We start from the raw sequence: 18,901 nt of genomic DNA, 5'->3' as shown, positions 1-18,901 counted from the left end.
TCACCACCGCCCTGTGGCACCATGATCCTGTCTCCCGGCACCCAGCGAAGGAACCGCGCCATGCCACTCGATCTTCAGGGCCCCGAACTCGAACCCGGCTTTATGGTGATCCACGGCAACCGCCTGGAGTCGCTGCGCGGCCTGGCGGTGGAGTGGATGCGCCGCCACCCGCTGGGGCCGCTGGAGAACGAGTCGATCCTGGTGCAGAGCAACGGCATCAGCCAGTGGCTCAAGCTGGCGCTCGCCGAGGACCGCGCCCACGGCGGTGCCGGCATCGCCGCCGCCCTCGACGTCACCCTGCCCGCGCGCTTCCTGTGGCAGGCCTACCGGGCCGTGCTGGGCGAGGAGCAGGTACCGCCGGTCTCGCCCTTCGACAAGCCGCGGCTGGTGTGGCGGCTGATGCGCCTGCTGCCCGCCCTGCTCGGCTCGCCGACCTTCGCCCCGCTGGCTCGCTTCCTGGAAGATGACGACGACCTGCGCAAGCGACACCAGCTGGCCGAGCGCCTGGCCGACCTCTTCGACCAGTACCAGGTCTACCGCGCCGACTGGCTCACCGCCTGGGCGGCGGGCGAGGACGTGATCCTTACCGCCCGCGGCGAGTCGCGTCCGCTGGCCGAGGAGCAGCGCTGGCAGGCCGAGCTGTGGCGGGTGCTGCGCGATGACATCGGTGAGCAGGGGCTCGCCTCCAGCCGCGCGGCGGTACACGAGCGCTTCCTCGCGGCCTGCCGCGAGCTCGACACAACGAGCCGACCACCCGGCCTGCCGCGCCGGGTCATCGTCTTCGGTATCTCCTCGCTGCCGGCCCAGACCCTGGAGGCGCTGGCCGCCATGGCGCGGGTCAGCCAGGTGCTGCTCTGCGTGCACAATCCCTGCCGCCACTACTGGGCGGACATCATCGAGCACAAGGACCTCCTTCGAGCCGAAAGAAAGCGCCAGCAGCGCCGTCCCGGCATGCCGGCGGACCTCGCCGAGACCGAGCTGCACCTGCATGCCCAGCCGCTGCTGGCCGCCTGGGGCAAGCAGGGCCGCGACTACCTGCGCCTGCTGGACGAGTTCGACGAGCAGCAGGCCTATCGCGGCCTGTTCGAGGGCGAGTCGCTGCGCATCGACCTCTTCGACTCCCCTCTCCACAACAACGCCGAGCCCAGCCTGCTGCGCCAGCTGCAGGACGATATCCTCGAGCTGCGCCCGCTGGCCGAGACCCGCCAGGCCTGGCCCGCCGTGGACCCGGCCCGCGACCGCTCGCTGCGCTTCCAGGTCGCCCACAGCGCCCTGCGTGAGGTGGAGATCCTCCACGACCAGCTGCTCGCCGCCTTCAGCGAGGACCCGACCCTCAAGCCCCGCGATATCCTGGTGATGGTGCCCGACGTCGACCAGTACGCCGCCGCTGTGCAGGCGGTGTTCGGCCGGCTGGACGCCGACGATCCGCGCCATATCCCCTTCACCCTCTCCGACCAGGCCAGCCGCCACCGCCTGCCGCTGCTGATCGCCCTGGAACAGCTGCTGCGCCTGCCGGAGCTGCGCCTCTCGGTAAGCGACCTGCTCGACCTTCTGGAGGTGCCGGCGGTGCGCGCGCGCTTCGCCATCCCCGAGGGCGGGCTGCCCACCCTGCGGCGCTGGATCGAGGGTGCCGGCATCCGCTGGGGGCTAGACGCCCGCCAGCGCCAGAGCCTCGACCTCCCGGAGGGGCTCACCGCCAACACCTGGGCCTTCGGCCTGCGCCGGCTGCTGCTGGGCTATGCCGTGGGCGCCGCCGCCGAGGGGCCCTGGCAGGGCGTGGAGCCCTATGACGATATCGGCGGACTGGAGGCGGCGCTGGCCGGCCCGCTGGTCAGCCTGATCGACACTCTGGAGGCGCAGTGGCGTCGGCTGGCCGAGCCCTGTGACGTCGACACCTGGGGAGAGCGGCTGCGCGAGCTGCTGGAGGCCTGCTTCCTGGCAGACTCCGACCAGGACCTGATGGCACTGACCCGCCTCGAGCAGGCGCTGGAAGCCTGGCAGGAGAGCGCCGAGGAGGCCGGGCTCACGGAGCCACTGCCGCTCTCTGTGGTGCGCGAGCACTGGCTCGCCCAGGTGGACGAGGCGAGCCTCTCCCAGCGCTTCCTGGCCGGGGCCGTGAACATCGCCACCCTGATGCCGATGCGCGCCATCCCCTTCCGCCACGTCTGCCTGCTGGGCATGAACGACGCCGACTACCCGCGGGTCCAGCGCCCGCTGGACATCGACCTGATGGCCCAGGACTACCGCCCCGGCGACCGCTCGCGCCGCGAGGACGACCGCTACCTGTTCCTGGAGGCGCTGCTCTCGGCCCGGGATCGGCTGAGCATCAGCTGGGTGGGGCGCAGCATCATCGACAACACCGAGCAGCCCCCCTCGGTACTGCTCGGCCAGCTTCGTGACCACCTCGCCCGCGGCTGGCGGCTGGCGGGACATGGCGACGAGGACGGCAAGGCACTGCTGAAAGCCCTGACTACCGAGCACCCGCTGCAGCCCTTCAGCGTCGACTACTTTCGCGAAGGCTCCAGCCTTGCCACCTACGCCCACGAGTGGCGCGAGCTGCATCGCCCGGATGCCGAGCCCGAGCCGACCGCGGTCGCGGAGCCTGCGCTTTCCCCCTACCGGCAGGAGAGCCCGCTGACCCTGGCCCAGCTGGGCAACTTCCTCAAGGCCCCGGTGCAGGCCTTCTACACCACACGCCTCAAGGTCCATCTGGAAACAGAGGCCATGGAGCGCCTCGACCACGAGCCCTTCACTCTCGATGGCCTCGACCACTGGCAGCTGCAGCATGCGCTGATCGAGGCGAGCCGCGCGGCGGTGGAGGCCGGTGAGCCCCATGAGCCCGCCATGCAGTCCACCCTGGAGCGACTGGAACGCGAGGGGCGCCTGGCCATGGGCGGCTTCGCCGAGCGGATGCGCGACAAGCTGGTCGAACCCATGGACAGCCTCTTCGCCGACTATCGCCAAGTGCTCGAGGAGTGGCCACACGCCATGCACGAGCCGCTGGATGTCTCGCTGGACCTACAACGGGAGCTGAGTGACGGCCTGGTGCTGGAGGACTGGCTGGGCGAACTGCGCGTCAACGACGCCATGGAGCGCTGCCGGGTGCTGCTCACCACCAGCAGCCTGGTCAACAAGGGCAAGTACCACTGGAAGCACTGGCTCACGCCCTGGGTCGCCCATCTGGCCGGCCAGCTCGAGGGGCCCATGACCACGCGACTGCTCTCCCGCGCCGGCGGCGGCACCCTCGCCCCGCTCCCCGCCGAGCAGGCCCGGGCGCACCTGGCGGATATCGCCGTGGCCTGGCGCCAGGGCATGGCCACCCCCCTGCCCCTGGCCAGGGACACCGCCTTCGCCTGGCTGGAGAAGGGCGGCACACCTCAGGCCATGCAACGCTGCCTCGCCGGCAGGGTCGGCGAGGAGGACGACAAGGCCTGGAAGGCGCTGGACACCGTCTACTACGGCAGCGGCTACAACGGCGACCACGGCGAGCGCGGCCGCGACGCCTACCTGATGCGTCAGTGGCCGACACTCGAGGCGATGCTGAGCTGGCCCGAGGGTGGCGGTTTTGCCGAACTGGCCGAGCGGCTCTACGCCCCGCTATTACACGCGGTACGCAAGCCGAAGGAGAAGAAGGGCAAGGGAGGCAAGGCATGAGCACCGATAACCAGACGCCAGCCACCCTGGATCCGATCCATCTGCCGCTCATCGGCAGCCGGCTGATAGAGGCCAGCGCCGGCACCGGCAAGACCTTCACCATCGCCTTGCTCTACGTGCGCCTGGTGCTGGGCCCGCGGGACGAGACCGACACCGAGAGCTTCCCCCGCGCCCTCACCCCGCCGGAGATCCTGGTGGTGACCTTCACTAACGCCGCCACCCGGGAACTGCGCGACCGCATCCGCGCCCGGCTGGTGGAGGCCGCCGATGCATTTCAATCGGAATCAGAATCGGGGACAGACCCCCATTTCGTAGACAACCAGGGCGACTTCTTCGCCGAAGCTGAATCAGAAATGGGGGTCTGTCCCCGATTCGACCCGCTGCTGGCCCTGCGGGACAGCTACCCCCGCGAGCGCTGGCCCGCCTGCGCCCGCCGCCTGCAGCTCGCCGCCGAGTGGATGGACGAGGCCGCGGTCTCCACCATCCACTCCTGGTGCCACCGCATGTTGCGCGAGCACGCCTTCGAGAGCGGCAGCCTCTTCTCGCTGGAGATGAACCTCGACCAGTCGGAGCTCGAGCTCGAGGTCGCCAGGGACTACTGGCGCAGCTTCTACTACGCCCTGGACGCCGACGCCCTGGCGGTGGTCACCCGCTACTGGGAGACCCCCGACGCCCTGGCCGAGGACGTGCGCCGCCTGCAGGGCGACGCCGAGCTGCTCCCCGACGCCCCGCCCCCCGCTGGGGCACTTGCCAGCATGCAGGCCGAGCGCGAGCGGGTGCTCGGCGAACTCAAGGCGCCCTGGCCCGCCTGGCTCGACGAACTCTCGGAGGCACTGGAAGCGGCTGCCGCCGCCAAGGCCTTCGACCAGCGCAAGCTCAACAGCAAGAGCCGCGCCGACTGGTTGGCGAAACTGCGCGACTGGGCCGGCGACCCCGAGCTCGCCGCCCCGGCGCTGACCGACACCGCCTGGAAGCGCCTGACGCCGGAGGGCATGGCCGAGATCTGGAAGACGGGCGAGCCCCTGGACCACCCGGCCCTGCATGCACTGGCCGAACTGCCGGACCGACTCGCGGCCCTGCCCGATGCCCACGCCGACCTGCTGGCCCACGCCGTGCGCTGGATGAGCGAACGCCGCAGTCGGGTGCAGCAGCGCCGTGCCGAGCTCGGCCCCGACGACCTGCTCGAGCGCCTCGACACCGCCTTCGCGGGCCCCTCCGGCGAGGCCCTGGCCGCCCACGTGCGCCGCCAGTTCCCGGTGGCCCTGGTGGACGAGTTCCAGGACACCGACCCGGTGCAGTATCGGCTCTTCGACCACGTCTACCGGCTGGCCGAGGCCCCGGACCCCGACGACCCCAGCGGCATCCTGCTGATCGGCGACCCCAAGCAGGCGATCTATGCCTTCCGCGGCGCCGATATCCACACCTACCTGCAGGCGCGCCGCGACACCGCCGGGCGCCACGTGACACTCGGCACCAACTTCCGCTCCGCCGGCGCCATGGTCGAGGCCGTGAATCGCGTCTTCCGCTTCGCAGAAGGCCACCCCGCCGGCCGCGGCGCCTTCCTGTTCCGCTCACCCGAGGGGGACAACCCGGTGCCATTCTTCCCGGTGGCCGCCAAAGGCAGGAAGGATTCGCTGACCCGCGACGGCGAGCCCCTGCCCGCACTGACGCTGTGGCATCTCCCGGCCGAGGACGGCGCGTCCGAGGAGGGCATCACCAAGGGCGCCTACTTCAAGGAGATGGCCGCGCGCTGCGCCACCCATATGGCCGAGCTGTTGCGCGAGGGCCAGGCCGGGCGCACCGGCTTCGCGGAGCCGGGCGAGCCCTTCCGCGCGCTGGCGCCGTCGGATCTTGCCGTGCTGGTCAACAACGGTAACGAGGCAAAGGCGATCCGCGGCGCGCTGCTGGATCGCGGCATCAGGAGCGTCTACCTCTCCGACAAGGAGGGGGTGTTCGAGACCCCGGCGGCCCTGGAACTGGAGGTGTGGCTCACCGCCTGCGCCGAACCCGACAGCGAGCGGCGCCTGCATGCCGCACTCGCCATGCCGAGCCTGGGCATGGGCCTGAACGACCTCGACGCCCTGCAGCACGACGAGCTGGCCTGGGAGGAGCGGGTGCTGCAGTTCCGGGGCTACCACCGCCAGTGGCAGCGCCAGGGCGTGCTGCCCATGCTGCACCGGCTGCTGGCCGACTTCGCCGTGCCCACCCGGCTGCTCAGGAGCGCCAGTGGTGAGCGCCATTTGACCGACCTTCTGCACCTGGGCGAGCTGCTGCAGCAGGCCAGTGCCGAGCTCGATGGCGAGCACGCCCTGCTGCGCCACCTGAGCGAGGCCCGCGCCCAGCCGCCAGCGCAGGCCGACACCCATCGTCTGCGCCTGGAGAGCGACGCCGACCTGGTGCAGGTGATCACCATCCACAAGTCCAAGGGGCTGGAGTATCCGCTGGTCTTCCTGCCCTTCATCTGCGCCTTCCGCGAGAAGAAGGCCAGCGACCTGCCACTTACCTGGCACGACGACGCGGGGCGCCGCCGGCTCTCGCTGGAACCCGACGACACGGTGCTGGCCCGCGCCGACGACGAGCGGCTGGGCGAGGACCTGCGCAAGCTCTACGTGGCGCTGACCCGCGCCCGCCATGCCACCTGGCTGGGCCTCGCCCCGCTCAAGGGCTTCGAGCGCAGCGCCATCGGCCAGGTGCTCACCGCCGGCGCGCCGCTCTCGCCGCTCTCGACAGACGGCCTGCTCGACGCCCTCTTCCCCCTCGCCCAGGGCGCGGAAGAAACCGAACTGAAGGTGCTGCCGGCGCCGGAGCCCAGCGATCTCGCGGTGCCCGTCGAGGAGAACGGCGAGGCTCTGCGCGAGGCACTGACGCCAGCCCGCCGCGCCCGGGAGCACTGGTGGATCGCCAGCTACTCGGCGCTGCGCCTGGGTGGTGAAAGAATCAGCGGTGAGAGAATTGGGGGTGAGGAGGAGCCTGCTCTTCTGGAAGAACCTGAAACCGCTCTCGAGGCCACCGCCCGGGAGATGCGCGACGAGCCCAGCGACCCGGCCCAGCCCAGCCAGCCGACGAGCGATGGCTCGCTGCACCGCTTCCCCCGCGGCCCGGCGGCGGGGACCTTCCTGCACGGTCTGCTGGAATGGGCCGGCCAGGAGGGGTTCGCCCGACTGTCCGCCGAGCCCGAGCGGCTGGACGATACCCTGGCGCGGCGCGCCAACCTGCGCGGCTGGCGCGATCGCATCCCGGCGCTGCAGGCCTGGCTGCGCAGCCTGCTGGCCTGCGAGCTGCCGCTGCCCAGCGCCTCGCAGGGCGAGGTCGCGCCGCTGCGCCTGGACCGGCTGGGGAGCGCTCACTATCAGGTGGAGATGGAGTTCTGGTTCGCCGCCCGCAACGTCGACACCACCCGCCTCGACGCCCTGGTGAGCGCTCACACCCTGGGCGGCGCCGCCCGGCCGGCACTCGAGCGCGACCGGCTCAACGGCATGCTCAAGGGCTTCATCGACCTGGTGGTGGAGCACGAGGGGCGCTTCTACGTGCTGGACTGGAAGTCCAACCACCTGGGCCGCGACGACGAGGCCTACAGCGAGGCCGCCATGGCGGAGGCGGTGCGCGAGAAGCGCTACGACCTGCAGTACTGCCTCTACCTGCTGGCCCTGCACCGCCTGCTCCGGGCACGCCTGCCCGACTACGACATCGACCGCCACCTGGGGGGCGCACTCTACGTCTTCCTGCGCGGGCTCCACGCCCCCTCCCGCGGCGTGCACCACGAGCGCCCGCCGCGCCAGCTGATCGAGGACCTGGACGCCCTGTTCCGCGACGCCGAGCACGCCACGCCAGAGGAGCTTCGCCATGCGTGACCACCCGCCTACCGCCGAGCCCCCCACGGCCGCGGCCCTGCACGACGGCGAGGCGCTGTTCACCCTGCTCGACCGCTGGGTGGCCCGCGGCTGGCTGCGCGCCCTGGATCGCGCCTTCGCCGCCTTCCTGGCCCGGGAGGTGCCGGACGCCCCCGCCCCGCTGCTGCTGGCCGCGGCGCTGGCCAGTCACCAGCTCGGCCGCGGCCATGTTTGCCTCGACCTGGCGCAGACCCTGGCCGAGCCGGACCTGGCCCTCTCGCTGCCCCCCGAGGGCGACAGCCTGGAGGACCCGCCGCCACGCCCCAGCGCCCTGCTGGGTGAGCTGGCCCTCACCGACTGGCAGACGGCGCTCGCTCACCCGCTGATCGTCGGCGACGGCCCCGGCAACACGCCGCTGGTGCTCGACGCCACCCGCCTCTACCTGCGCCGCTACTGGCACCACGAACGCTCGATCCAGCAGCATATCGCCGCCCGGCTGGAGGGCGACGCCAGCGACGCCCGCGACACCACCACCCTGGCCCGGGCCCTGGCCGCCCTCTTCCCCGCGAGCGACACCCTGGACTGGCAGAAGGCCGCCTGCGCCCTGGCCGCCCGCTCGCCCTTCGCGGTGATCACCGGCGGCCCCGGCACCGGCAAGACCACCACCGTGGTCAAGCTGCTCGCCCTGCTGCAGACCCTGGCGCTGGGCGAAGGCAGCCGCGCGCTGCGCATCCGCCTGGCCGCCCCCACCGGCAAGGCCGCCGCGCGGCTCAACGAATCCATCGCCGGGCAGGTCTCGGGACTGGACCTGACGGCGCTTGCGCCGCTGCTTGGCGGTGCCGAAGACGAGTCCTCCCGGCTTCGCCAGGCGATTCCGACAGAGGTCACCACCCTCCACCGGCTGCTGGGCTCACGCCCCGATACCCGCCACTTCCGCCATGACGCCCGCCATCCGCTGCCGCTGGACGTGCTGGTGGTGGACGAGGCCTCCATGGTCGACGTGGAGATGATGGCCGCTCTGCTCGACGCCCTGCCGCCCCGCGCCCGCCTGGTGCTGCTCGGCGACAAGGACCAGCTCGCCTCGGTGGAAGCCGGCTCGGTGCTGGGCGACCTCTGCGCCCGGGCCGAGGGCGGCCACTACACCCCCGAGACCGCCGACTGGCTCGCCGAGGCCATCGGCCAGGCGCTGCCCGCCGAGATGCTCGACGCCGAGGGCACGGCGCTGGACCAGGCCATCGCCATGCTGCGGGTCAGCCACCGCTTCGATGCGGCGAGCGGCATCGGCCGGCTCGCCGGTGCGGTGAATCGCGACGCCCCGGGACGCGAGAAGCGCGCCGCCATCCGCGAGGTGCTGGGCCACGGCTACGCCGACCTCTCGCACCTCAGGCTGGAGACCGACCATGATCGCGGCCTGGAGCGTCTGGTGGTCTCGGGGAACGCCGCGGGCTTCCCTGATCGAGGAAAGAGCGCCGGCGAGGGCCGCGTGGTGAACGGCCAGCCGCTACCGCCGCCGGTGGGCTATCGCCACTACCTCGAGGTCATGAAGGCCGCCGCACCCCAGGCCAACTCGCATGACGAGGTCGACCGCGAGGCCCTGGACGACTGGGCACGCAAGGTGCTGGCCGCCCATGGCCAGTTCCAGCTGCTCTGCGCCCTGCGCCGCGGCCCCTGGGGGGTGGAGGGCCTGAACGAGCGCATCCGCGTCGCCCTCGAGAAGGAAGGCCTGATCGACAGCGGCGACGGCCGCCGGCTCTGGTACCCCGGGCGCCCGGTGCTGGTGACCAGCAACGACTACGGCCTGGGGCTGATGAACGGCGATATCGGCATCACCCTGGCGCTGCCCGGGGTGGCCTCCGCCGCGGGCGCCGGGCGTGGCCCGGCACTGCGCGTCGCCTTCCCCGCCGGTGACGGCAGCGGCCAGGTCAAGTGGGTGCTTCCCAGCCGCCTGCAGGCGGTGGAGACGGTGTTCGCCATGACGGTGCACAAGTCCCAGGGCTCGGAGTTCACCCACACCGCCCTGCTGCTCCCCGACGCCCCCAACCCGATCCTCACTCGGGAACTGGTCTACACCGGCATCACCCGTGCCAGGCACTGGCTCACCCTGGTGGAGACCGGGCGCGGCCAGCTGCTGGACGCGGTGGAGCGGCGCGTGATGCGGGTCAGCGGGCTGGGCGGCGGCTGAGCGTTGGCGACCAGCCGTTTTCCCGTAACCCGGTAACGCTTATATTGCAGCGGGCCGGCGGCGCCACCAACGCCCCTGGTCACGTCATCGACCACCCCAGGACCGGGAGAGCGGCCCTTGTCATCACCCACCCCACGCTATCCGCTGCACCGGCTCACCGGCCAGTTCCTGGAGCCGACCAGGGAGGCGAGCTATCGCCACGAGATCGCACCCCGGGTGCGACTCGAATCCAGCCTGGCGCTCTGCGTGGCGGCGCTGGTCTTCGGCATGTTCTCCATCTCCGACTATCACTACCTCGAGCCGAGCCTGGCGCTGACCCTGCTGCTCGCCATGCGCCTGGTAGTGACACTCTCCTGCCTGGTCCTGGCACTGGTAATCGGGCGCCTCGGCGACTATAACCGCCGGCTATGGCTGCACGCCCTGCCCCTGTGGATACTGGCGACGGGCATCATCCTGATCGTGCTCCTGCGCCCCGACCCCGAGAGCCTATCCACCCAGGTCACGTCGTTGCTGGTGGCCATCACCGCCTTCTACCTGCTGATCCCCAACCTGCTGCCGGTGGTGACCATCGCCAGCCTCTACCTGAGTGTGGGTTTCCTGACGGCGGCGGTCCTGGTGGCCGACATCCCCGTGGTGGTCACCCTGCGCATCACGCTGCTGATCGTCATGGCCAACGTGGTGGGGTTCTTCGCCCTGTTGCGCCTGGAACGGCTGCAGCGCACGCAGTTCGCGCTGCTCGAGGAAGAGCGGGTACAGAACCGCCAGCTGGTCGAGGAGATCGCCCGCCGCAAGTCGCTCGAGGCCCAGCTGCGCATGGTCGCCGAGCGCGATGAACTGACCGGCCTGGACAGTCGCCGCCACTTCATGGCCCGCGCCGAGGCACTGCTCAAGCGCGCCCGGCACGAGAAGGCTCCCTTCAGCCTGTTCATGATCGACGTGGATCACTTCAAGGCCATCAACGACACCTGGGGACACGGCCAGGGCGACCGTGTGCTGGCGGCGCTCGCGGAGACCTGCCGGCGCTCCCTGCGGCCCCAGGACGTGATCGGCCGCTTCGGCGGCGAGGAGTTCATCGTCGCCCTGCCGGACACTCACCCCAGGGACGCGCTGATGGTGGCAGAACGCCTGCAGCAGAGGATCAGCGACCTTGAGGTGATGGAAGCGATGCCAGGCCACCGCCTCACCGTCACCATCGGCATCGCCGGGTTCCGCGATGAGAACGCCGACCTGGACGCCCTGATCCAGCAGGCCGACCAGGCCCTCTACGCCGGCAAGCACGCCGGCAGGAATCGGGTCGTGGTGAGCCAGGAGGTGAGAGACGAGGCGTGACGGGGCAGGCAGGACTGCCACCACAGGGAGCGCTAGCCCAGAGCCAGGCCATCGGCGACATCAATGGAGAAGTCGTCGGCTGCCGGTCATGCCCCCGTCAGCATCTTGCCCACCACGCCAAGCAGGAAGCCGGCGGAAGCACCCAGGGGAGGCGCCCAGTGGTTCTTCAGCCTGGCCTGGGGCGCGATGTCCTGGAAGATGATGTACAGGATACCGCCGGCCGCAAACAGCATGATGCAGGAGATCACTCGAGGATACTCGGCCAGGAAGGCATAGCCGGTGAGCCCGGCGATGGGCCCCAGCAAGGCCATCAGGACAAAGGCACCGATGATGGGCAGGCGCCGATAGTCGGTTGACGCCATGATCTCCCGATAGGCATTGAAGCCTTCCGGCATGTTCTGGAGGGCGATGATGCCGGCCATCAGGAGCCCCGCGCTCTCCGAGAAGGTGAACGCCGCGCCCAGCGCCAGGGCCTCCGGCACGAAATCGGAGAGCATGGCGACCAGCTGGCTGAGCTGGGTGTCGTTCGCCGCCAGCCGCATGTCCAGCAACATGAACAGCAGGCTGCCGCTGACGAAGGACGCCACCACCGCCCACGGCGGCAGGCCATGCATGCCCTCCGGCACCAGCACCAGGGCCACGGCGGCGAGCAACGCCCCTCCCCCGAAGGCGATCACGGCGTGGCGCAGCTCATTTTCCAGCCAGAATGGCCGTATCCGTTCGACCGCCGCCAGCGTCGCCCCCAGCGGCATCGCCAGGCCGGCGATCAGAGTCAGTACGACGATCTTCACCACTTCATTCATTGCTCATACCCCTGGCCACCGGCCGAGGGTAACCGAAGGGAATGACGAGGACGAGCGTGGTCTCGTACCGTCAGGCATATGCGGTGATGGAAGATGCCTGACCACCGCCTCACCGTCACCGTCGGCATCGCCAGAGGCGTCGACGAGGACGCCGACCTGGACGCCCTGATCCACCAGGCCGACCGCGCCCTATACGGCGGCAGGAACCGAGTGGTGGTGAGTCAGGAAGTGGAGGGCGGGGCGTGAGCGCCAAGCCTCACCCGGGCTTGACCTGGTGCCGGTCGTTACCGCCATCACCTGCACTCCTCAGGATTGCCCGGGTTGAGGCTGGACGGTACGCTGATTCGGGTGATCTCCGCCCGGGACATGCACTGCAAGGAGAGGACCAGTCATGACCAAGCAAAGAAAGGTGCCTGAGTTCAAGAACGAAGCCGAGGAACGGGAGTTCTGGAAGCACCACGATTCCTCTGACTACCTGGACTGGAGCCAGGCAGAACACGCCTCGTTTCCGAAACTCAAGCCTTCCACGAAAACCATCTCGCTTCGTCTTCCGGAATGGTTACTCGACCGGATCAAGATCGAGGCCAACAAGCGGGATATGCCCTATCAATCGCTGATCAAGGCCAGACTGGCGGAGGTTATGAACGACAGCCGCCGGACCGGGTAGTGCAGAAAATGGCAGGAAAATGGGGCTATTCCCGATTACCCCACCATCGCTGTACAAACTGCATATCGAAACAGCAAAACTACCCCTTAGGCGACGGCATATAAATTATAGGGACACGATATTTTCTTTTCTTAACATCTGGATGCGTCTCAATAACATACAAGAAACCGATATGATCAAGATAGGCAATAAAAGCAATAACCCTTTCATCATCCAGGCCTGTTATTGACTTCATCCACCCAAAGTCGATTGTTTTTTTATTGGCCCGCCTGCCAATAAATGTTGCAAAGTACTTTGTCCACTCATCACCAACTTTTGATATATTCCTAATATACTCTTCTTTTGCTTTGCAATATGCTCCATAAACACATCTAGCCTTAAACAACTCCCACTCCCAATCTCCCCCAATGTTTTTAACATGCACTTCTTGGTCTGGATTTTCCTCATAATAAGTTGCAGAAACCACTACCACCTGCTTCAAAAAAGTAAGCAGATTTCTGGGCGTTACTTTACCATGCCCATCCTTAAAGTGTGTAAGCAAGAAGTCAAATATATCTATATCCACCTCATTTAAAGATGAGTCCTTATGGAATATCCTCCTCGGAAAAGCCTTGGTTATAATCGATTTATTTAATTTCTCATGCAAGCTAGCATCGCGCTCCTGATTTATGCTGTTAAAATTAAAAAACTTCTTCCTAACACTAAGCGGGATAATCTTAATCATCCTAACTATACTAATGCCTGACAAGTGATATTTACTTAAATCAGTTGATAAAAGCACATCACCCTCAGTCAGAATATTATGCTTTTTGAATGCAACCAAAATTCGGTTAGCAAAGAAATAAAGAAGCTCGATATCAGTCCAACCTATTCTGAGAGTATTATCATTGACCTTGTCGTAACCTAGAGCTTCGTAATCCAATCTAGAAAAAAGATCAGCTCTTAAAAATATCTTACGCCCAATAAATGAGTGAGACACATCCAAGTCATCGTCCACCTCAATCAAAGCCTCAATGAATTCACGCTGCGTATCATAATCTTCTCCTGCAACAAAAGTATCTATACGATCTATTATAACCAAAGGCCTACCAGAAGGCCGATTTTCTAAAGAATCAACAACATGGCGAAAGATGCGATCTAAATTAATCTCCTGCTTGCTTTGACCTTCATGGCCACCTGAAAAACTAGCCTTAATCGATATAGGCGCCTCAGAAACTTTTGTTTTTATCTCTACAGAGGCATTCCGCAACAGCCCCTTGATCTTCCCAATAACTGATTCATCAAATTCTTTAGACTTAACATCTCTTAAAAAAGCACGTATCTGCTTTTCGCCTTTATCGCCAGGAAAGCCAGGAAGTTTGCTAACCTCCTCACACAATCTATATAAAATCTGAAACTTCCAGATGAGCTTATAAATCAGTTTCCTATCATGATCTGCGAACTCGTCATGAATAAACCTTCTTAGCAACTGGAACGAAATAGCCTCTTCAACAGGAACAATAAACCTCCCCCTATACACGGAAAGCTTTTTACTCTTATTTTTAAGAAGTTCAAAAAGCGCACTCTTACCTGAGCCAATCTGGCCAACTATTATCGAATGCCTATCTTGTAAAAACTGCTTAACAAATGTCGTCTGAACAAATGTTTCTTCCAAAAACCCATCTTTACGACCATCAGCTGAGCCAAAGTCAAGGAGAGGAAGGACTTCTGTCGGAAAAGGTTCTTTCAAAGTATTGAGTGCATCCATTTCAAATTTCTCAGCAGATAGATCGCATACATAGAACCGCCAGCCGTATGAGATAGGCTCTCATTCCTCAGGTGCTTCAACACTACATAAAAACACCACCCATCCCTCAATCGCCTCCATCCCTTCCATGGGCTGCTGATAGCTCCACGCCACATCCTTGTGCTCTCCAAAGGAGTAGTACGAGGCATCACCCTTGAAGGGGCAGTGGGTCACGGTGTCGGAGGGGGTCAGCAGGTCCATACGCACGTCATCGCGGGGAAGGTACTGACGTGGCGGGTAGCCGCGTTCGCGAAGCTCGATGGCGCGGGTGGTGTCGGCAAGCTCGGTGCCGTCGATGACGACGCGCACCCGGCGTGAATGCGGGTGCAGCGTGATGCGCGGCTCGGAGGCCTTAATCATGGCGGTTCCCTGTGTGTTCTTTTCGTTTTCTGTTTACGGAGCGTAACAGTCAGGGAAGCCGCCGCCGACGGCAGATCTCTTACAACCAACGTCGAGTACGCCATGGCATGGCCGGGGCACCCGGGTAGAAGGGCGAGAGCACGGCCACCAGGATGCCCAGCGCGGCGAACATGGCGAAGGCGTCGGCGTAGCCGACGGCGCCCACCAGGGCACCGACCGCCGGCGAGCCGGTGGCCTGGCCGAGCGATACCGCCATGAAGGGCAGCACCGGGCCGACGGAGAGGCGGCCGGGCAGCAGGCGGATGCCGGTCATCAGGTAGAGCCCGGTCAGGCTCATGTAGGCCAGGCCGAAGACCAGCGCGGAGAAGGCGGTGAGCAGCGGCTGGTCGGGGCTCACGGCGAGCAGCGCCAGGCTCGCGGAGAGCATCATCAGCATCAGGGCCTGGGTGATGGGCGGGTTGTTGCGATCGGCCAGGTCGGCCACCACAGCGCCGCCCAGGCCCGCCAGGCCCACCGCGAACCACAGCCAGGCGGTGGCGCTTTCCGGCAGCTCGCCGAGGGTCACCCACCAGGTCGGGGGCGAAGATCCAGTAGGCGGCGGAGACGAAGCCCATCACGTAGGCGAATAGGGTAAGCCGGACCAGCCGCGACCAGGGCAGCTCGTTGAGGGGCGGCGGGTCCGCGGCGTCCGCCGGCACGATACGCGTGACCGAGGGCAGCAGGAGCCAGGCGGCGATCACCCCGAGCACGGCCATGACGGCGAAGGAGAGATGCCGATCACGTAGGAGGAGAGGCCCAGCTCGTCGCGGATGGGAGGGACGAAGAGCCCGAAGGCGAAGCGGGCGAGCCCGAAGCTGATCGCGATCAGCCCGGCCCCGAGGATGGCGAACCCCGTGCTGTTAAGCCTCATCATGCGTCCTCCGCCAGACCGCTCGAAATGGTGGATCGCGCCTGCCACGGCATGGAAGCGCGATGGCACCCTCCCAGCGTGGAGCAGCACGGCGGTATCGACAAAGGCCGCGACCGGCGGATGCGACCTTGTCCCACCCGGGGCGAGCTGTCATGGTCGGGGGCAGTATCACCAGACAGGGAGATCACGCCGTGTATATCGCCATGAACCGTTTCCGGGTCAACCCCGAGCGCACGGAGGAGTTCGAGCAGATCTGGCTGGAGCGGGAGACCCACCTGCAGGGGCTGCCCGGCTTCGAGGCCTTCCACATGCTGCGCGGACCGGAGCGCGACGACCATGTGCTCTATGCTTCCCATACCGTGTGGCGCTCGCGGGAGGACTTCGAGGCCTGGACCCGCTCCGAGGCCTTCCGCCAAGCCCACGCCAACGCCGGCCAGAGCAAGCGCGAGGGGCTCTACCTGGGCCCACCGAGCTTCGAGGGGTTCGAGGTCATCCAGACCGTCGACAACGAGGAGAGTGACGCATGAGCAATCGAGAAGCCTATGAGCAGAAGCTGCGCGCCAAGCTGGACGAGTGGCAGGCGGAGATCGACAAGCTGAAGGCCCAGGCCCGCGGCGCCGACGCCGATGCCCGCATCGAGCGGGAGAAGGAGGCCGAGCGCCTGGAGGAGAGGCGCGAGGAGGTGCGCCGGAAGCTGGAAGAGCTACGCGAGGCCGGAGACGATGCCTGGGACGACATCCGCGCCGGGGCGGAGCGTGCCTGGGAGTCGATGAGCGACGCCTTCGAGAAGGCCCGCTCACGCTTCAAGTAGCCACGCCTGTCGCCGAGCCCTGGGAGGCGCCAGCATGAGCGAGAGCCGCGAGAAACGCCTGCATCCCGCCCTGGAGCGGCTTCACCTGGCGTGGGACCTGCTGGTCATCGCCCTGGTGGTCGCCAACCTGGCGCTGCTGCTGTTCGACAGCCTCTTCCTGCTGGCGCCGCTCAACGCCGCCTTCGAGGCCACGGCGCCTGGCCTGCATGGCGTCTACGAGCGCCATGTCCACGCCAACTTCCTGGCCATCGACCTGGCCTTCGTGGCCGTCTTCGTGCTCGACGTGCTGCTGGGCTGGGCGGTGGCCATCGCCGAACGGCGCTACCACCGCTGGTTCTTCTACCCCTTCGTGCACTGGTACGACGTGCTGGGCTGCATCCCGGTGGGCGGCTTCCGGTTGCTGCGCATCCTGCGCGTGATCTCGCTGCTGCACCGCCTGCAGCGCATGGGGCTGATCGACGTGCGCCGCTGGTACCTCTTCGGTGTGCTCACCAAGTACTACGACATCCTGCTGGAGGAGCTCACCGACCGCATCGCCATCCGCCTGCTGGATAACGTCCAGGCGGAGATCCGCGCCAGTGACTCGCTCTCCCGCGGCGTGGTGGAGCAGGTGGTGCGCCCGCGCCAGCAGGCGCTGATCCACGAGATCAGCCAGCGCCTGGAGGCGATGGCCGGCAGCGCCTACACCCACAACCGCGAGGACATCCTGCGCTACGTGCGCGGCCTGGTGGGCCGCACCCTGGCGGAGAGTCCGGAGGTCCGCCGCCTGGAGCGCCTGCCGCTGGGCGGCCAGCTGACCCGCGGGCTCGAGGCCTCGCTCTCCGACCTGGCCTGCCGCCTGGTCAACGAAGCGCTGGCGGGGCTGCAGTCGCCGGAGTTCACCGCCCTGGTGGAACACCTCGCCGAGAGCGGTTTCGACGCCTGGCTGCGCACCGACCCGCACACCGAACAGGTCACCGAGCAGGTGCTGGTGGACATGCTGGAGCTGCTCAAGGAGCAGATCGCGGTGAAGGGCTGGCAGCACCGCTACGACTGAGCCAGCCATACCCTCGCCTGCCGGTCACGTCCGCAGCGCCATGACGCGCTCCAGCTCCTGTCGATAGGCCGCTTCATGCTCGGCCGGGTCGGCGGGGAAGCGGCCGAGCGCCACCGCCAGGTCGAAGAAGCCCTGCCGGGGCAGGTCGCCGCGGCGGCTGACCACCAGGGCGGCGATCATCGGCCGATCTGCGGCGACGTCCTCGCGCATCAGCGTCTCCAGGGCCTGGGCGACGCGCTGGATGGTGCGCGGCGGCGAGAGCCCCAGCGCCTCGGCGGCCTGCCGGTAGCTGATCGGCAGCGCCGCGTCGGGCAGCTGCTCCAGCAGTTCCCGCAGCCGCGGGGCAATTCCCGCCTCGACCTGGCTCTCCATGCAAGACTCCTCCTCGAAATGGCTGTCATTCTCCGGCAGGTGGACCGGATGCGCTGTACCGAGTCTCCGCCGTGGCATACTCCCGAGCAAGTCCACCAGCGGATTTCCGAACCAGGAGACAGCCCATGCTCACCGGCCTGAGTGCCTTTCCATTGACGCCCCTTAACAAGGACGCCATCGACGAGGCGGCATTCGTCCACCTGGTCGAGAGGCTGGTGGCTGCGGGTGTCGACTCCATCGGGGTGCTCGGCTCCACGGGCAGCTATGCCTACCTCGGCCACGCCGAACGCGCACGCATCGCCAGGCTGGCCGTGCAGAGTGCCGGCAATGTGCCGGTGATCGTGGGCATCAGTGCCCTGCGTACCCGCGATGTGCTGGCCCTGGCCGAAGACGCCGAAGCGACGGGCGCCAGCGCGGTGCTGCTGGCACCGATGTCCTATCAGCCGCTGACCGATGCGGAGGTCTTCGGCCTCTATCAGGCCGTCACCACCCGGCTCTCGGTGCCGCTGTGCGTCTACGACAACCCCGGCACCACCCACTTCACCTTCAGCGACGAGCTGCATGGGCGCATCGCGGCACTGCCCAATGTCGCCTCCATCAAGATTCCGGGTGTACCCGCCGAGCCGGCGGCCGCTCGCGAGCGGGTCGAGCGGCTACGCGCCCTGGTGCCGCCCGAGGTGACGATCGGCGTCAGTGGCGACGCCTTTGCCGCCACCGTGCTGAATGCCGGCTGCGAGGCCTGGTACTCGGTGATCGGCGGCCTGTTCCCCGAGACCGCCCTGGCCATAACCCGCGCCGCCCGGGCCGGCGATGCCGAGGAGGCCCAACGCTTGTCGACTCGGCTCGAGCCACTGTGGGCGCTGTTCCGTCGGCACGGCGGCAGCCTGCGGGTGGTCGCCACCGCGGCGGAGCTGCTGGGGCTCGCCGAGTCGCCCTGTCTGCCGCTGCCCCTGAAGACGCTTGAGGGAGAGAGCCGGCAGGCGCTGGCCGCCGTGCTGGAGGAGCTCGAGCTGGCGTAACCGGGCAGAGCCTGGTCGGCGATGATGGTCAGCATCGGTCCTTGATATGTCGGCTGGCGGCGTGTCTGCATGACGTCGCTTCCTTCACATCGACCCGAGCTGTACCTTGGGGGTCTTCTCTTCACATCGACTCACATCGACA

Annotated in this window: 16 protein-coding genes; 10 read left to right on the top strand and 6 right to left on the bottom strand. The window is 66.9% G+C overall.

The features are described 5' to 3' along the window. Window positions 1-60: 60 nt before the first annotated feature. The 4 genes from recC (at window position 61) to GRB96_RS03890 (ending at window position 10,995) form a co-directional block, all read left to right on the top strand. Window positions 61-3,654, top strand: a complete 3,594-nt coding sequence (recC, locus tag GRB96_RS03905; RefSeq protein WP_161430695.1) for an exodeoxyribonuclease V subunit gamma — start codon at window positions 61-63, stop codon at window positions 3,652-3,654. Next, on the top strand, window positions 3,651-7,505 hold the full coding sequence (gene recB, locus GRB96_RS03900) for an exodeoxyribonuclease V subunit beta (protein ID WP_161430693.1): 3,855 nt from the start codon (window positions 3,651-3,653) through the stop codon (window positions 7,503-7,505). Before recC ends, recB begins: the two co-directional genes overlap by 4 nt. After that, on the top strand, window positions 7,498-9,666 hold the full coding sequence (gene recD / locus GRB96_RS03895; RefSeq protein WP_161430691.1) for an exodeoxyribonuclease V subunit alpha: 2,169 nt from the start codon (window positions 7,498-7,500) through the stop codon (window positions 9,664-9,666). The genes recB and recD overlap by 8 nt, the downstream gene beginning before the upstream one ends. Before the next feature lie 117 nt (window positions 9,667-9,783). Further along, window positions 9,784-10,995, top strand: a complete 1,212-nt coding sequence (locus tag GRB96_RS03890; protein WP_161430689.1) for a GGDEF domain-containing protein — start codon at window positions 9,784-9,786, stop codon at window positions 10,993-10,995. Window positions 10,996-11,081: 86 nt separating this feature from the next. Here the strand turns inward: GRB96_RS03890 and GRB96_RS03885 are convergent, their stop codons facing one another. Then, window positions 11,082-11,786 carry a ZIP family metal transporter gene (locus GRB96_RS03885; RefSeq protein WP_338074005.1) on the bottom strand — a complete coding sequence of 235 codons (705 nt, stop codon included), beginning with the start codon at window positions 11,784-11,786 and terminating at the stop codon, window positions 11,082-11,084. Window positions 11,787-11,891: 105 nt separating this feature from the next. Between GRB96_RS03885 and GRB96_RS03880 the strand changes: the two genes are divergently transcribed. Continuing rightward, entirely contained in the window at window positions 11,892-12,044 is a 153-nt protein-coding gene (locus tag GRB96_RS03880; RefSeq protein WP_161430676.1) for a nucleotidyl cyclase domain-containing protein, read from the top strand. A 145-nt stretch (window positions 12,045-12,189) separates the two neighbouring features. Beyond that, entirely contained in the window at window positions 12,190-12,465 is a 276-nt protein-coding gene (locus tag GRB96_RS03875) for a BrnA antitoxin family protein (protein WP_161430675.1), read from the top strand. A gap of 79 nt (window positions 12,466-12,544) precedes the next feature. Here GRB96_RS03875 and GRB96_RS03870 read toward each other — a convergent pair whose 3' ends face one another. The 4 genes from GRB96_RS03870 to GRB96_RS15785 form a co-directional block, all read right to left on the bottom strand. Further along, window positions 12,545-14,212 carry a P-loop ATPase, Sll1717 family gene (locus tag GRB96_RS03870; protein ID WP_161430673.1) on the bottom strand — a complete coding sequence of 556 codons (1,668 nt, stop codon included), beginning with the start codon at window positions 14,210-14,212 and terminating at the stop codon, window positions 12,545-12,547. Window positions 14,213-14,272: 60 nt separating this feature from the next. Next, window positions 14,273-14,611 carry a DUF427 domain-containing protein gene (locus GRB96_RS03865; RefSeq protein WP_161430671.1) on the bottom strand — a complete coding sequence of 113 codons (339 nt, stop codon included), beginning with the start codon at window positions 14,609-14,611 and terminating at the stop codon, window positions 14,273-14,275. A gap of 79 nt (window positions 14,612-14,690) precedes the next feature. Beyond that, complete coding sequence (locus GRB96_RS15790; RefSeq protein ID WP_338074004.1) at window positions 14,691-15,176, bottom strand: MFS transporter; 486 nt, start codon at window positions 15,174-15,176, stop codon at window positions 14,691-14,693. Window positions 15,177-15,347: 171 nt separating this feature from the next. Continuing rightward, window positions 15,348-15,524: a hypothetical protein gene (locus GRB96_RS15785; protein ID WP_338074003.1), complete on the bottom strand. Its 177-nt coding sequence runs from the start codon at window positions 15,522-15,524 to the stop codon at window positions 15,348-15,350. A 188-nt stretch (window positions 15,525-15,712) separates the two neighbouring features. On the opposite strand from GRB96_RS15785, the gene hmuQ reads away from it, so the two are divergent. The 3 genes from hmuQ to GRB96_RS03845 are packed head-to-tail and all read left to right on the top strand — an operon-like array spanning window position 15,713 to window position 17,368. After that, window positions 15,713-16,048 (top strand): heme-degrading protein HmuQ, encoded by a 336-nt coding sequence (gene hmuQ, locus GRB96_RS03855; RefSeq protein WP_161430669.1) that lies wholly within the window; start codon window positions 15,713-15,715, stop codon window positions 16,046-16,048. Further along, window positions 16,045-16,332: a sll1863 family stress response protein gene (locus GRB96_RS03850; RefSeq protein WP_023005695.1), complete on the top strand. Its 288-nt coding sequence runs from the start codon at window positions 16,045-16,047 to the stop codon at window positions 16,330-16,332. The genes hmuQ and GRB96_RS03850 overlap by 4 nt, the downstream gene beginning before the upstream one ends. 34 nt (window positions 16,333-16,366) lie before the next feature. Beyond that, the gene (locus GRB96_RS03845; protein WP_161430667.1) at window positions 16,367-17,368 is read left to right on the top strand and encodes an ion transporter; all 1,002 of its coding nucleotides are present in this window, start codon (window positions 16,367-16,369) and stop codon (window positions 17,366-17,368) included. A 24-nt stretch (window positions 17,369-17,392) separates the two neighbouring features. Here GRB96_RS03845 and GRB96_RS03840 read toward each other — a convergent pair whose 3' ends face one another. Then, window positions 17,393-17,740 carry a hypothetical protein gene (locus tag GRB96_RS03840; protein ID WP_161430666.1) on the bottom strand — a complete coding sequence of 116 codons (348 nt, stop codon included), beginning with the start codon at window positions 17,738-17,740 and terminating at the stop codon, window positions 17,393-17,395. Between the two features lie 125 nt (window positions 17,741-17,865). Here GRB96_RS03840 and GRB96_RS03835 point away from each other — a divergent pair, with 125 nt between their 5' ends. Continuing rightward, on the top strand, window positions 17,866-18,759 hold the full coding sequence (locus tag GRB96_RS03835) for a dihydrodipicolinate synthase family protein (RefSeq protein WP_161430664.1): 894 nt from the start codon (window positions 17,866-17,868) through the stop codon (window positions 18,757-18,759). The last annotated feature ends 142 nt before the right edge of the window (window positions 18,760-18,901 follow it).

Origin of the sequence: Halomonas alimentaria (assembly GCF_009902005.1) — a bacterium.
Classification (GTDB): domain Bacteria; phylum Pseudomonadota; class Gammaproteobacteria; order Pseudomonadales; family Halomonadaceae; genus Halomonas; species Halomonas alimentaria.
Note: the sequence above shows the minus strand (reverse complement) of the source record. Positions and strands in the feature narration are given on the sequence as shown.

Excerpts from the sequence above, each read along its gene's own strand:
- recB (WP_161430693.1), top strand. The coding sequence starts at position 3,651 with ATGAGCACCGATAACCAGACGCCAGCCACCCTGGATCCGATCCATCTG.
- GRB96_RS15785 (WP_338074003.1), bottom strand. The coding sequence starts at position 15,524 with ATGATGAGGCTTAACAGCACGGGGTTCGCCATCCTCGGGGCCGGGCTG.
- GRB96_RS03845 (WP_161430667.1), top strand. The coding sequence starts at position 16,367 with ATGAGCGAGAGCCGCGAGAAACGCCTGCATCCCGCCCTGGAGCGGCTT.
- recC (WP_161430695.1), top strand. The coding sequence starts at position 61 with ATGCCACTCGATCTTCAGGGCCCCGAACTCGAACCCGGCTTTATGGTG.
- GRB96_RS03840 (WP_161430666.1), bottom strand. The coding sequence starts at position 17,740 with ATGGAGAGCCAGGTCGAGGCGGGAATTGCCCCGCGGCTGCGGGAACTG.
- GRB96_RS03850 (WP_023005695.1), top strand. The coding sequence starts at position 16,045 with ATGAGCAATCGAGAAGCCTATGAGCAGAAGCTGCGCGCCAAGCTGGAC.
- recD (WP_161430691.1), top strand. The coding sequence starts at position 7,498 with ATGCGTGACCACCCGCCTACCGCCGAGCCCCCCACGGCCGCGGCCCTG.
- GRB96_RS03865 (WP_161430671.1), bottom strand. The coding sequence starts at position 14,611 with ATGATTAAGGCCTCCGAGCCGCGCATCACGCTGCACCCGCATTCACGC.
- GRB96_RS03875 (WP_161430675.1), top strand. The coding sequence starts at position 12,190 with ATGACCAAGCAAAGAAAGGTGCCTGAGTTCAAGAACGAAGCCGAGGAA.
- GRB96_RS03880 (WP_161430676.1), top strand. The coding sequence starts at position 11,892 with ATGCCTGACCACCGCCTCACCGTCACCGTCGGCATCGCCAGAGGCGTC.
- GRB96_RS03835 (WP_161430664.1), top strand. The coding sequence starts at position 17,866 with ATGCTCACCGGCCTGAGTGCCTTTCCATTGACGCCCCTTAACAAGGAC.
- GRB96_RS03870 (WP_161430673.1), bottom strand. The coding sequence starts at position 14,212 with ATGGATGCACTCAATACTTTGAAAGAACCTTTTCCGACAGAAGTCCTT.